This is a genomic window from Paenibacillus whitsoniae (genome assembly GCF_003955665.1).
Classification (GTDB): Bacteria; Bacillota; Bacilli; order Paenibacillales; family NBRC-103111; genus Paenibacillus_E; species Paenibacillus_E whitsoniae.
In genome coordinates this window covers 1-14035 of sequence record NZ_RXHU01000120.1, presented here as the reverse complement: position 1 = coordinate 14035, position 14035 = coordinate 1, and the positions used below count along the sequence as shown (strand labels likewise).

Here is a 14035-nt window from a genome sequence, read left to right as displayed (position 1 = left end):
CTATCTTGACAGAGATCCATTGCCTATTCTATTTTCTTCAATCTCGGGCTGAATCCAGGAATAAGCGTGGTTTACCACCCTTATTTGAGGATACCGTCAGGAAACGCCTCCGTCCAGTGAAGACGGTCGAGCCTTTTTTCACACTGAGATGAAATTTTCATCCAAGCCCATGACACCGAGGGTCATGCCTATTTTTCCTTTGCCGCCTGCTATGCCTCGCAATCCCCCACCCGCTCACGCCATACAAAAGCGCGCTCAAGTAGAAAAGCGCATTCATCGTCAACCAATCGATCACATATCCGCCCAGAATAACGGCAAATCCGGACGCAACCGATGTCCAAAAGTGGTACGATCCGATAACCGGCCCCCGCGCCCCCTGTTCCGTGTAATCTGCCAGAATGACGCGTTCGCTCATTTTTTGCATGGCATTGCAGACGCCCATCAAGAGCTGCAGGATCAGTACCCACGTGTAAGACAGTACCCAGGGAAACAGCAGCATGGCCGCCATCATCCCAAACGAGCTCGCAACGAGCATGTGCATACTGTACCGATCGACCTTCGGGGCGAGCCACCCGGAAACGGCGGCCGAACTCACGGTGAACACGGCAAAAGCCAAGCCGTATTTGGAGTAGCTGTTGCCGAGATTTTTCAAAAAAAGCAAGTAGTACAGGTAGATCATCCCGGCCGCCAGCGTGACGATGCTTTGGGAGCGGATCAGCCATTTCATATCCATGCGGGGACTACTCTCCTTTATAATCTTCATAAAAATAGTTCATGAACACATGACCCGGATCATAGCGGTCCTTCATTTGGAAAAATGCCGCCTGCCCCGGATACGCCGCTCGAAACTGCTCCAGCTTTGGATAAGGAGCGTACGGCAAATAATACGTTCCGTTATGCTGGAGAACGGCATCCAGAATACGCTGCATAGCAGCCGTTACCTGGGACTGATCCCCAGCAGCAAGCGGCACATGATACAGACACACGAGGGCGAACATGTCCGCTTGCGCATACGAAAGCGCGGCTTCCTCATCCCGGTTGACATACCGCACGGTAATGTTCAGCAAATTCAAATCCTCTTGGCGCAGGACATCCCTAAACGACTCGACAAATGCAGCAAAATTCCCAACCGGAATAAAATACTCCTGCAGCACATCATTTTCCCCGGCCTGCCGATCTTCCATGAACTCGGATTCCGAGCGCATGGCGTTATTCCGAGAAATCGTGCGGCCTTGCTGCGCGGCAAAATACCGCTTCTGCCACGCCCAGAAGGCGTCTCTCCCCCACGTGAAGGAACGGTTGAGATTGAACAGCAGCTTACTGGGGACGACCCAGCTCTCTCTCTGCTTCAATCGGTCGTTGCCCTGCAGCGGGACGGATGGATCGACCTGGTAATTCATGCTGTACATATCCGATAGGAACGTATCCGGTGCAACCGAAAGCCGTGCGATATGCAGCCGAATCGCGGGGTTGGCCAGAACATGATTTTTAAAATAAGTGCTGTATGCCTCCACGCTCATCGCATCGCTCGTTATCGTATACATCTCATTGTCCGTCAAGCTCAGCGTAACATCCAGAATAATTCCGAATAACCCATACCCGCCAAGCACTAAGGGAAACAGCTCCGCATGCTCGCTTCGGCTCACTTCGATGATGTCCCCGTCCGCGTTCAGCAATCGGAAAGACTGCACACTTTGGATGAGCGAGCCGTTTCGAATGTCACGTCCATGCGCATTAATGCTGATGGAGCCGCCAACGGTAAAAATATTTTGGGATTGCATCGTTCGCACCGATAAACCGTAGGGGTTTACCGCGTTCTGAATATCCGCCCACGTTGCTCCCGCCTGAACGCGAATGGTTTTGGCCGCCGGGTCCAGGGATAAAATACGGTTGAAGCTCGTCATATCAACCACGATGCCGTCTTTATAGTAGGTATGGCCGCCCTGGCTGTGCCGCTTGCCGGCGATGGAGACCGTCAGATGCTTCTGCTTCGCCTCTTGAATCAACGCAACCAACTGCTGCTCCTCATGCCCCTGTACCACACGCTCCACTTTCACGGGATGCAGACGGCTATAGTCCGTGAAAGCAAACGGATCCTGATCGGGGACATCGTGTTGAACGTAGTTCAATAAGCACACCGCCAGTAGCAGCAGCAAAGCGATGCCCTTCTTCATCGGCACCTCTCCCTTCTTGAATAGCAAAAAGGGCCGCCTCCTAAGAGACAGCCCCATCCACCAGCACAAACCCTAAATTCCCGGGATCGGGCTGCGCTTGTGCTCCGTTTTCACATATTGCGACTCCAGCTTCGCCTGCGCCTCCGGAGACACTTGCTTGCCTTCCAGATAGTCGCTGTTGTCGCCGTATGTAATGCCGAGCTCGCCTTCGTCCGTCTGACCGTCCCAGAGGCCGGCTGTCGGCGCTTTATCCAGCACGCTTTGCGGCACGCCCAGCGTTGCCGCGAGCGAGCGCACTTGGCGCTTGTTCAGCGAGCTCAGCGGTGTAATGTCGACCGCGCCGTCGCCGTACTTCGTGTAGAAGCCTGTGATGGCCTCGGACGCATGGTCTGTGCCCACAACGAGCAAGCCCAGCTCAAACGCAATCGCATACTGCATCACCATGCGCGTGCGCGCCTTGATATTGCCTTTGCCGCCGCGGCTCAGGTGCTGGTGCACGCCGATCTGCTTGAGGCCGTACTCGGCCTCGATCGCCATTTCGTCAACGGCTTCCTGGATATTATTCTCGATTTGATATTTCAAATCGAACGCTCGCGCCACCGCATAGCTGTCCTCGATATCCACTTGCGCGCCGTAGGGCTGGAACACGCCAACCGTTTTGTACTCTTTGCCGGATTCTGCCGTCAGCTCGTCTGTCGCTTTCTTGCAGAGGCCTGTCGCGACCGCGCTGTCGATCCCGCCGCTGATCGCGATCAGGAGGCCGTTTGCTTTGGCGCCGAGCACGTATTCCTTCAGGAAGTCCACGCGCTTCCGGATTTCCTCATCTACATTGATCGTCGGCTTCACGCCGAGCTTGGCAATAATCTCTTGCTGCAAACTCATGGGACTCTCCACCTTTTATCTATATTTGATTGCAAGCCCGCCCTATACAGGGTCTGACCTGCCAGTGTCCAATTTGGAGAAAAACCCGCGATGCAAGGATGCAGGGCGGGCTTTTCGTTTTTAGCAGTATTGGTTGAATGCACCGGTAAGGTCGCCGGCGATCATATCTGCGGAGCGATCTTCGATTTGGTGACGTTGAATGAAGTGCACCAGCTCACCGTTTTTGAACAGGGCGATGGATGGCGAGGACGGCGGATACGGTGCCAGATACTCACGCGCTTTCGCTGTCGCATCCTTCTCTTGGCCTGCGAACACGGTGTACGTATACGTTGGCAGCTTTTCATTTTGCAAGGCTTTCGCTACGCCCGGACGGCATTGACCGGCTGCGCATCCGCATACGGAGTTGATGACGAGCAGCATCGTGCCATCTTTCGATTTTTCCATTGCTTCTTCCACCTGTTCCGGCGTCAAAAGCTCTGTGATCCCGAGACGAGTCAAATCCTCTCTCATCGGTTTAACCATGTCTTTCATGTAAGAATCAAATGACATTGCCATATGTGCCACCCCTTAGGATATAATAGTTGCTTTCAAAACGTCATTACCCTGATTATACATCCGATGGCGATGAAAGCAAAGTCCCACGTCCGCCCATGGGCACACAAAGAAGAAAGCGAAAGCTCTAGGCTTCCGCTTCCCCATTTTGCTTCTGTGTCGTGGTATCCCCGGGATCAACGGCCACATTCTTATCCGGATGCATGAAAATGCCGCTCTGCGGCGCAATCCCTTTTTCGAAAATATCCCGGTTCTCCGCCGTCTGAAACCCGACATCTTTATAGGGGTGAACCCACTGATCTCCCGCCATCACAGAGGGGTCGGTGTCATCGGTCCACTGCTCGAGCGGCGAGTTGTCGGACTCATAGTCATGATCGCCGATCGTCACGCCGTATTCGTTCACAAACGCAGCCCGCGGCCCGCGCCCCTGCTCGAACTGCGGCAAAAACTCAATTTCATATGGATCGAGATCGCTCTGACTCTGACTTTGTTTCTGCCCTGCCTGGGGCTTCTTCTCCTGACTCATGTCGAGGGGCGGTTCGGGCCGTCCAATTTCTTATCGACGAACCCTTCTTTGCCAGAGGTGGATTGGCCGCGCTGTTTATTTTGCTCTTCTTGCTGAATTTGCGTTTTGGAATCGTTGCTGCTCATGTCTTTCAGCTCCCTTCTGCACGTAGTATGTGACAAAGTGAGCCGGATCATTCCCATCTTCCCCCTGCTCTGCCGCGCCGTTTCGACAAACCTTCGACTATTTCCTGGGAAATTGGCGAAACGCCCCGCCTACTTGCCGACAAAAGGGAACAGCAGCTTCTGATTCTCGTTCGTATACATGTTCTCCTTGGTGATTAGTTCGGAGCCCGTATCGATCTTCCGGCTGACCGGATCTCCGCGATGCGCTTGCAGCGCCGTCTTTACAGCCAAGTAGCCCATGTTAAAAGGTTTCTGCACCACCGTCGCCTGCAGGATGCCCGCTTCCATGAACGACACCTCATTCATCGAGTTGTCGAAGCCGACGAGCTTGATGGTCCTGCCGGGGTCCATTTCCTTGAGCGCCCGGGCCGCACCGATTGTCGATACCTCGTTCAGGCCGAAAATTCCCCGAATGTCCGAGCGCTCCTGCAGCAGCTGCTTCGTCAGCTTGTACGCCTCGTCTTCCGAGTTGTTGCTGTACAGCGTCTCGATGACGGTCGCCGAAGGATCGCCCTTCAAACCGTCCCTCACACCGTTCTCCCGATCGATCTGCGTGTCGGACGTCTTGACGAAGCTAACGATGGCATATGTCGCCGGCCCTTGCACATACCCGCGCATCGTTTCCACCAAGTTGCGCCCAGCCGCATAGTTGTCCGTCGCAATTAAACTGGCCGATACGCCGCCCGCCAACCCGGAGTCGACGGTGATCAGCGTGATGCCGGCGTCGATAACTTTTTTCGCTGTCGGGACAAGCCGATTATAATCGGAAGCCGCCAGAATGATCGCCTTCGGCTTCTCCGCGATCGTCTCTTCCACGATCTTGATCTGCTCGTCAATCTGTGATTCAGCCGAAGCGCCTTTGATTTGAATGTCCGCCTTATACTCTTTCGCCGCGGCCATCACACCTTGATTCAGCACCTGCCAAAATTCCACGCGAGGATCGGTCGTTTTGGGAATGAGCACGATAGCCTCATTACGCGGCGCCAAGCTTCGGGAGAGCAGCCAGCCGCCTGCTCCCAGCATGACGACCGCCGCAAGTACGGCAGCTGCAGCTTTTATTTTCATAGCGTCTGTCCCTCCTTAGCCTTCGCCGGGCAGCGACGGGATGATCATCGTAATCGTCGTGCCTTCCTCCAGCTCGCTTTCAAATTGCAGCCCGTACTTCTCGCCAAAATACAGCTGAATGCGATGATTCACATTGTGCAGACCGAAGCCCTTGCCATCTGATGCGCCATGCGCTTTGAGCTTCAATGCTCGCAGCTGCTCCTCGCTCATGCCAACGCCGTTATCGCTCACTGTGAGGACAATCACGTCATCCCGTTTCCGGCCCGTAATCTGGATATGCCCGGTTTCCGGCAGATGCTTCATCCCGTGATAGATCGCGTTCTCTACGAGCGGCTGCAGCACGATTTTCAAAATCCGGCAGTCCAGCAGCTCCTCTTCTACGTCAATCGCATACGTAAATTTGTTGCGGTAACGGATATGTTGGATCGTTAAATAATTCTCGATATGGGCAAGCTCCACGCGAATCGGAATCAGCTCCTCCCCCTTGGAAATGCTGGAACGCAGCAGCTTGGAGAGCGCCGAGGTCATCGTGACGACATCCTCCACCTTGCCGAGTTCCGCCATCCAAATGATCGAATCGAGCGTGTTGTACAGAAAATGCGGCTGAATCTGCGCCTGCAGCGCCTTTAGTTCCGAAATCCGCTTCACTTCCTGATCCTGCACAGTCTGATTCATCAGCTCCTTGATCTTGCCGATCATGAGATTGAAGGTGCGCGACAGCTTGCTGATCTCATTCACGCCCTCCACCTCGACGCGAATATCAAAGTTGCCCTTCTCCACCTGCTTCATATGCGCCTCGAGCTGCTTGATCGGCCGGGTCAATGTGATCGACAGCAGGACGGAAATCGTCGCTGCGATCAGCAGCGCAATGCCGCCCCAGATGGCGGACGTCAGCTGCATCTCCCGCTTATTGCCGCTGAGATCTCCGGCGTAGGTGACGCCAACGATTTTCCAGCCGAAGCTGGTCGTACGGACGGTGTATATTTTATTTTCATCCGTCAGCTGCGCTTCAAAGGAACTATCCTTCGCTTGCATGAGCGCGCGGATGTCTTCCGTTTTGAGCCCGGAATATAAGAGCTGCTGCTGCGGATGATAGATCAGATCGCCGGTTTCATCAAGAATGAATACGTAGCCGCGCTGGCCGAGCTGGATCTGATTGCAAAGGTCGTTAATGATGTTAAAATTCAGATCGACCAGCAGCACCCCATTGGCCGCCCCCGGCTCCGGGCTTGGCATCTGCTTCGAGATCGAAACTACCCACTTGTACTCGTCCTGGAAGACGCGCTGTACATGGGAGGAAGAGATCACGATATCCCCCTTGCTGCGGCTCGCCTTGGCATACCATTCCTGCGCAACAAGCTCGGCGTAAGGCCTGAGTCGCGGAGATATGCGATCCGACACCACCGCCCCGTTCGAGGCCGCCAGTACGATAGAGGCAATGTCATTGCGCGAAGCGACAATTGCCGAGAAATAGGAGCTGATCTCCTGCCCCAGCCGTACACCTTCCGGCGTTTGCGGACTCCGCAGCGACAAATACTGCTTGAGATCGGCACTGCTTAACGAGAGTGCTGAAATGCTTTCCATATTCCCGATATACGTCTGGATATTCTTGTTGACCTGTTCGATTAATTGGGTCGTGTAAGTCAGCGAAGCGTCCGTAACAGCTACCGTAGAGAGCCGATACGCGCTATAGCTGAGAATAACCGTCGTACACAGAATCAACAGAGAGAATGCCAAGGCGAACTTGGTGTGAATGCTTTTAAATTGCAGCGACCCTATAGCTCCTCTCATAAGCGCTGACCGATCTTGCCGCCCGCTCTGAATTCCTTGGGGGTCATACCGGTATGGCGCTTGAAGATGACGCTAAAATATTGCGGATCCCCGTAGCCAACCTGTGCGGCGAGTTCATAGGTTTTGAGCGTTGTGGTCAGCAGCAGCTCTTTGGCCCGCTCCAGACGGTATCGCGTCACGTATTCAATGAACGTTTCTCCGGTGTGCGGCTTAAACAGCGCGCTGAAGTAGCTCATACTCATGTAGATGTGGTTGCACACCTGCTGCAGCGAAAGCTCCTCGTCGGCATAATGCTCGTGGATGTAAGCAATGGCTGCTTGGAGCTGCGCGTTGGAGGCATGCATCCGGTTCTCCGCAATGCGCTCCACAAAAGCGAGGCAGACGGCCTCCAGCCACTCCCGGACCGCATCCAGCGTCTTGCGGCTGTACAGTTCTGTGAATGCGTGGTCACTCAGCACGGCATCTTCGGCCAATCCGGTCTCCACACCGGCTTGCATTAACGCGACCAGGAGCTTATGCAGCTTGCCGTAACAGGCTTCTACGGAGCAGCCAGCCGTCTTCATCCCCTCCATCCAGTCGCGCAGCGTCGGGGGGATCACGTCTTTTTCGCCGGTTTTGATCGCTGCAATTAGCCGTTTCTCGACCCGCACATAGGCCGTATGGTCGAGGCTTCGGCCGAATTCCATATCGCCAATGGCAATGATGCGGTGCTGACCAAGCAGAAAGCGATAGTCCAGAGATGTAAGCGCTTCCTGATAAGCTTTAGGAAGATCCTGCAGGGATGCGTACGACCGGCTGATCCCGATGGACACCCTCATTCCCAAATATTTCTCGATGCAGGATAATACCTGCTCCGCCAGCATCTGACTGACGACTTCGACCCTCGCCGGCTCACTCGTGACAAGCCCGACCAGCTTGTCGTCGCGTGTCCGAAACACAACGCCGCCTTGCTCCCCCTCCACAATTTCATGCCAAATGTTGTACGCTGCAAATCGCAGCAGTTCTTCTTCCGCCGCTTGATCCTGGTAGCTCTCCCGGCCGAATGCGTCGATTTCGAGCGCTAGCAGAACGTGAGCCTGTGTACCCTCTTCGCTCTCCACGCCAAGCTTTAGCCCAAGCATGGGCAGCTTGCTGGCGATTTCTTCCCGCCGCAAGCCCGTCGTGACCATCCGTTCCAGAAACCTTTCGCGCAGGTGAGGCAGATTCTCCTGAAACTGATGCCGCAAAAAAGTGATATTCTCCCGCTGTGCGCGTTCCTCGTCCAGCTCCTGGCGAAGCTTCTGCAGGAATTCAGTGAATTCCGCGCTGTTAATCGGCTTAAGCAAGTAGTCCTTGACCTTGAGTCTAATCGCTTGCTTCGCGTAGTCGAAATCTTCATAGCCCGTTACAATGACAACCTTGGTCGTACGGTATTGCGCCGCCACCCGCTCTGTCAACTGCAAGCCGTCCATAAACGGCATGCAAATGTCCGTAATGACGACGTCAGGCTGCATACGCTCGATCGCATCCAGTGCATCTCGGCCGTTGTCGTAATCGCCGACCATCTGGAAGCCGCAGGCTGCCCAATTTGTTTTCCGCTTGATGCCTTCTCTGACCTCATCTTCATCGTCAATTAGCATAATGGTGTACATGCGCACTCACCTCCGGTGAAATCGAGACAGGCCTTAATAGCTGTATTGTATACAGCTCCCCTAGGAACTGGCAATAGAGGCCGCTCAAAATCGAGCAGCCCCTTCGCTTTTACTCGTATAACAGCGCCTTGATGTCCGGTGAATCGATGTTCGTTTTGTCATACCAGTGGAAGCCGGTATCGATGTTTTTAGGCACAGTTTCCCCTTTGATAGCTTGCACCGCCGCTTTGACCGACCAATAGCCGATGCCGATCGGGTCCTGCGTGATAGCGCCGGCCATTTTGCCGCTGCGGATCGCGTCCAACTGCTGTTTGCCGGAGTCGTATCCGATGACAACGATTTTATCCTTTTTGAGCTCGGTTACCGCGTTGAGCACACCGATAGCAGAGCCTTCATTGGCGCCGAAAAAGCCTTTAATATTCGGATGCGCCTGAATAATCGCCTTGGCCAGATCCGTCGATTTGAGCTGATCGCCGCCGCCGTACTGCGTGTCGACAATCTTGATGTTCGGATATTTCTCCTTAATCCGATTCGTGAAACCGTCCCGGCGGTCGACGCCCGTGCGGCTCGTTTGGTCGTGCACGACCAGGGCAATCTCGCCCTCATTGCCGATGAGCGCCGCCATCTTGTCGGCAGCCAGCGCTGCGGCGGCTTTGTTATCGGTGGCGGCCGTCGTCACCGGAATGTCGCTGTCGACGCCCGAGTCGAAGCCGATAACCGGGATTTTGCTCGCCTTGGCCTTCTCGAGCAGCGGCGTCGCCGCCTTGCTGTCCAGGGCTGCGAAGGCGATGGCCTGCGGCTTTTTGCCCAGTGCGGCTTGCAGCATTTCAATTTGCTTATCGACCTGCGTCTCTGTCTCGGGCCCTTCGAACGTAATCTCCACATTGAACTCTTTCGCCGCTTTTTCCGCACCCTGCTTAACGGCTTGCCAGAACTGATGCTGGAACCCTTTGGAGATCACCGGAATGTAAATCTTGTCGGACTTCACTGTGGTAGTCGTCCCGCCTGAAGTGGAACTGGTTGTCGTTGTGCTGGAACCGCATGCGCTTAGTAGAATTGAGGAAAGCAAGACTAGAGAAGCTCCTGTCGCTATTTTCTTTGTGATCGAACGCACTGTTCATCGCCCCTTGATTTGAATTTGTGTATAACAGCTCCTTGCGGAGTGGATACCGTTATTTCTTGCGGCGTCGCATCATGTCGGCGTAGACAGCCAGCACGATCACGATGCCGACGATGACCGTCTGCCACTCTTGCTTGACCGATAGAATCCGCAGCCCATTTGTCAGCACGCTCATAATCAAGGCGCCAATCACCGTGCCGAGAATCGAGCCCTTGCCGCCGCTAAGCGACGTACCGCCGATGACGACCGCTGCGATCGCTTCCAGCTCATAACCGGAGCCCAGCGCAGGCTGCGCAGAATTCAGGCGCGACGCCATCATAATGCCCGCGATACCGCTGAACACGCCGGTGAGGGTATAGATAATGATTTTCCAGTAGTCCACATTGACGCCGGACAGCCTCGTCGCCTCTTCGTTGCTCCCCAGCGCAAAATTGTAGCGGCCGATAATCGTCTTCGTAAGGATGAGGCTTGCGATGATCGCCGCTCCGAAGAAGATCAAGACAGCGTTCGGAATTTCCAACCCCGGAATCAGGTCGCTGATCAGCGAGCCCATCGAAATTTTCGTGAAGGCGGGGGTATCGTTAAAATAAATCGGCTTCGTCCCCGAAATGACCAGCGATAAGCCCTTGGTGACCATCATCATCGCAAGAGTTGCGATGAACGGCGGGATGCGCATCTTCGCGACGAGCAGACCGCTGATAAGTCCGCAGACGGCGCCGGTGAGAATGCCTCCGACGATGCCGAGCGGCATCGGCAGCCCCCACGTCGTGATGATAACACCCGCCATGACAGAGGCAAACGTCATCACCGTACCGACAGCGAGGTCAATGCCCGAGGTGATAATGACAAACGTGGAGCCCAGCGCCAGCACGCCGATGACGGCGGTGGACAGCATAATGGCGACGAGATTGTCGAACTGGAAAAAGTTGCCCGACGACACTGAGAAAATAAGTACAAGTACAATCAAGCTGGTGAAGGCCAGCAGCTTTTGCGCGGCCCCACTCTGCCCGGACAAGGCGGGGAGTGTCTTTTTGTAAGCTTGCGCGAGCCTGGTTGACATGGGGTTCCTCTCCTAACTGATTCGCATCGTAGCGAATCGCATAATTGCTTCCTGGGTCGCTTCCTGCTGCGTAAGCTCTCCTGTAATGCGCCCTTCGCACATGACCATGATGCGATGGCTCATACGCAAAATCTCCGGCAGTTCAGAGGAGATCATAATAATCGACTTGCCCTGTGCCGCTAGATCGTCCAGCAGCTTGTAGATTTCGGTCTTCGCGCCGACATCGATGCCCCGCGTCGGTTCGTCGAAGATGAGAATGTCACAGTCGCGCAGCAGCCATTTGCCGATGACGACCTTCTGCTGGTTGCCGCCGGACAGGAATTTGACCGGTTGATGGATCGTCGGCGTTTTGATTTGAAGCGCTTCCACATAATGCTGCGCGTGCTGCCCGATTCGGCCGTCCTGCATCCAACCGAACAGCCGGCGTCGTACGCTGCGGTAGGAGGCAACCGCGATGTTCGTTTTCACGTCCATCTCGACCATGAGCCCGTACCGCTTGCGGTCCTCGGACAAATAGCCGATGCCGTGTTTCACGGCGTCGTGCGGCCCGCGGATCGTGACGGCGCTGCCGTGGATGCGAATGTCGCCGGCGTCGATCGGGTCGGCGCCGAAAATCGCCCGCGCCACCTCCGTACGCCCCGCGCCCATCAGGCCGGCGAAGCCGAGAATTTCACCTTTGGCGAGGTGAAAGGAAACGTCCTTCACGGCGTTGCCGCGCGTGAGATTGCTGACTTCCAGCACCTTGGCGGGAGGCGTGGTATCGGAATGCGCGCTCGCCTGCTGCGGGCTCACGTACAGCTCGCGGCCGACCATCATCGCGATGATCTGGTCGATCGTCGTGGACGCCGTCGGCACCGTGTCGATGTAGCGGCCGTCGCGCATGACCGTGATGCGGTCGGAGATCCGCTTCAGTTCTTCCATCCGGTGTGAGATGTACACGATGCCGACACCTTTGCTTTTGAGCCGCTGGATGATGCGGAACAGCTCCTCAATCTCGGCGTTCGTCAGCGCCGCCGTCGGCTCATCCATGATCAGCACCTGCGATTGGAACGAGAGCGCTTTGGCGATCTCCACCATCTGCTGCTTCGCGACAGTCAATTCGGATACCCGCGTGCGCGGGTCGAGCGGCAGGTTCATCTCATCCAGCAGCCGCTGCGCCTGCTCGTTCAGCTTGCGCTCATCCACCCACAGCTTGATGCCTCGTCGCGGCTCGCGCCCGATAAAGATGTTCTGCGCAATCGTCAGATCCGGCATCAGATTCAGCTCCTGATGAATCATGGAGATGCCGAGCAGCTGCGCGGCGCGGGTGTTGGGGATCTCCACCTCCCGCCCATGGACTCGGATGGTTCCTTCATCTTTCTGATAGACCCCTGTGGCAATTTTCATCAACGTCGATTTGCCTGCACCATTCTCCCCGACAAGCGCAAGGACCTCGCCTGGCGCGAGCGACAGCCTACACTGCTGCAGCGCGTGCACGCCGGGAAAATGCTTCTCGATCCCTTCCATCCGCAGTAAATCTTCACTCATACGTTCGCTCACCTCTTGCTCCTGTCTGTTGTCGGCCTGCTTATGACCTCATTGTAGCGGGGCGAGGCTGGAAAAAGAGTGGAGGAATCTCTGGAAAACGTTGAAAAATTTATGTTTCCAGAAAGATACCTGAGATAACTAAAATAAATCTTCGCAGAAAATTAGCGCCTGCTGTTCACTCATCAGACCAGACTAAGTACATGGGGGACGTTCGCTTAACGGTGGACTTTGATATTACAGGTAGCTCAATCATTGCAAGGTTATGATACAAATCTCTAGAAGCTAATTTGCTGCAAGATTGTACCTTAGTTCGAACGTAGAATGACATTCTAGCACTCCTCCCCACAACCCGCCTCTCCCATGCCGCTCGCCACGCTTAATAACCCACAATCAAAAAAAAGGCTTTCCCAACGTATCCTTGGACAACCCTTTGTTACAAAAAGTATGAAATTCAAATAAAAATCAAAGTACCCCTGGACTCTTTGTGAATTAACCTATACCGATTTTTATGTTGCCAGTTTAAGTACGAGTTAAGGGCGACAAACAAATGGTATTAGATGAGATGCAACAAATTAGATCCGAGCTTTTGACAGGGCAATTACCTCTAGGAACTGTTAAACCTCTTTACTAGTTAATCCTCCCCTTGAATGTGATATAATTTTTTAAAGGGACTCATTTACAATTATCTCATATAAAGGAATGGTTGCATGAGAATATGGAAGTTATCAGGAAGTACAGATGAGTCAATTAACTTAGAAAGATATGATGAACATAAGGGAATAATTGACATTTTACGAACAGGAGAACCTTTCGAGGGTAATTGGAAAAAGTTGAAAGTCGCCTCGATTGGTCATAGTGATAACAGCGACTCTCCCGATTGGATTTCCGGAATTCCGGTATTTACTGACCATGCAGTTCAAATTCTAAATGACTTTTTAGAAGGAATCGTACAAATCCTCCCTCTAGAACACAACTCAAAAAAGTTAAATGCTATTAATGTAACTAATCTCGTCGACTGCCTGAATGTTGATAGATCGGTCATTCGATCAGCAGCAAACGGAATTATTATTCAAATTAAAAAATATACTTTTTTTCAAGAACCCCTTCTCAATCAACACATTTTTAAAATACCTCAACAAAAAAGCGCTCCGGTATTTGTTTCCGATCAATTTAGAGAACGTGTTATAGAAACCAAACTCCGTGGATTTGAATTTACGGAAGTATGGAACGCGACCGATTCTCATGAATCGAGGGAACTCAGACTTGCTGAATTGTTAAAAAAGATTGAGGAGAACAAGGGAGCAGAATTCACTTATTTACAGGCTCGGGAGTTAGTAGAACAAGGTGCAACAGTAGTCAGTGCACAATGGAGCATGTGCAAAAATGAGCATGGGGAAATTCTCATTGGGCAGTTGCAATTTGATGGGAATTACTCATGGATGGTTCCTGCATTCTTCCCTCCGATTTTCCATGATTTAAAATGGCACGTAGTTTAAGCTAACAACGAAGAAGCTATGCGACATAATGTCGCATAGCTTCTTCG

The 14035-nt window shown here is 53.6% G+C and carries 13 protein-coding genes; 1 reads left to right on the top strand and 12 read right to left on the bottom strand.

The window, feature by feature from the left end:
- Positions 1-157: 157 nt before the first annotated feature.
- The 12 genes from EJQ19_RS29660 to EJQ19_RS29610 all read right to left on the bottom strand — a co-directional run bounded on the left by EJQ19_RS29660 (position 158) and on the right by EJQ19_RS29610 (position 12492).
- Entirely contained in the window at positions 158-733 is a 576-nt protein-coding gene (locus EJQ19_RS29660; RefSeq protein WP_126144848.1) for an MFS transporter, read from the bottom strand.
- 7 nt (positions 734-740) lie between these two features.
- Complete coding sequence (locus EJQ19_RS29655) at positions 741-2174, bottom strand: FAD-binding oxidoreductase (RefSeq protein ID WP_126144850.1); 1434 nt, start codon at positions 2172-2174, stop codon at positions 741-743.
- Between the two features lie 72 nt (positions 2175-2246).
- On the bottom strand, positions 2247-3056 hold the full coding sequence (gene nadE, locus EJQ19_RS29650; RefSeq protein ID WP_126144847.1) for an ammonia-dependent NAD(+) synthetase: 810 nt from the start codon (positions 3054-3056) through the stop codon (positions 2247-2249).
- A 120-nt stretch (positions 3057-3176) separates the two neighbouring features.
- Positions 3177-3611, bottom strand: coding sequence for a BrxA/BrxB family bacilliredoxin (locus EJQ19_RS29645; RefSeq protein ID WP_126144846.1), 435 nt, complete (start codon positions 3609-3611; stop codon positions 3177-3179).
- Positions 3612-3735: 124 nt separating this feature from the next.
- A complete protein-coding gene (locus tag EJQ19_RS29640) occupies positions 3736-4134 on the bottom strand; it encodes a DUF3905 domain-containing protein (RefSeq protein ID WP_126144845.1) in 399 nt (132 codons plus the stop codon).
- The gene (locus EJQ19_RS32935; protein ID WP_277600990.1) at positions 4131-4259 is read right to left on the bottom strand and encodes a hypothetical protein; all 129 of its coding nucleotides are present in this window, start codon (positions 4257-4259) and stop codon (positions 4131-4133) included. The genes EJQ19_RS29640 and EJQ19_RS32935 overlap by 4 nt, the downstream gene beginning before the upstream one ends.
- Positions 4260-4388: 129 nt before the next feature.
- On the bottom strand, positions 4389-5363 hold the full coding sequence (locus EJQ19_RS29635; RefSeq protein WP_126144844.1) for a substrate-binding domain-containing protein: 975 nt from the start codon (positions 5361-5363) through the stop codon (positions 4389-4391).
- A gap of 15 nt (positions 5364-5378) precedes the next feature.
- On the bottom strand, positions 5379-7154 hold the full coding sequence (locus tag EJQ19_RS29630) for a cache domain-containing sensor histidine kinase (protein WP_126144843.1): 1776 nt from the start codon (positions 7152-7154) through the stop codon (positions 5379-5381).
- Positions 7151-8785: a response regulator gene (locus EJQ19_RS29625; protein WP_126144842.1), complete on the bottom strand. Its 1635-nt coding sequence runs from the start codon at positions 8783-8785 to the stop codon at positions 7151-7153. Before EJQ19_RS29625 ends, EJQ19_RS29630 begins: the two co-directional genes overlap by 4 nt.
- Positions 8786-8894: 109 nt before the next feature.
- Positions 8895-9854: an ABC transporter substrate-binding protein gene (locus EJQ19_RS29620; protein ID WP_241243144.1), complete on the bottom strand. Its 960-nt coding sequence runs from the start codon at positions 9852-9854 to the stop codon at positions 8895-8897.
- Between the two features lie 103 nt (positions 9855-9957).
- Positions 9958-10965 (bottom strand): ABC transporter permease, encoded by a 1008-nt coding sequence (locus EJQ19_RS29615; protein ID WP_126144841.1) that lies wholly within the window; start codon positions 10963-10965, stop codon positions 9958-9960.
- 12 nt (positions 10966-10977) lie between these two features.
- Complete coding sequence (locus tag EJQ19_RS29610) at positions 10978-12492, bottom strand: sugar ABC transporter ATP-binding protein (RefSeq protein WP_126144840.1); 1515 nt, start codon at positions 12490-12492, stop codon at positions 10978-10980.
- Between the two features lie 707 nt (positions 12493-13199).
- On the opposite strand from EJQ19_RS29610, the gene EJQ19_RS29605 reads away from it, so the two are divergent.
- Positions 13200-13988, top strand: a complete 789-nt coding sequence (locus EJQ19_RS29605; RefSeq protein WP_126144839.1) for an imm11 family protein — start codon at positions 13200-13202, stop codon at positions 13986-13988.
- The last annotated feature ends 47 nt before the right edge of the window (positions 13989-14035 follow it).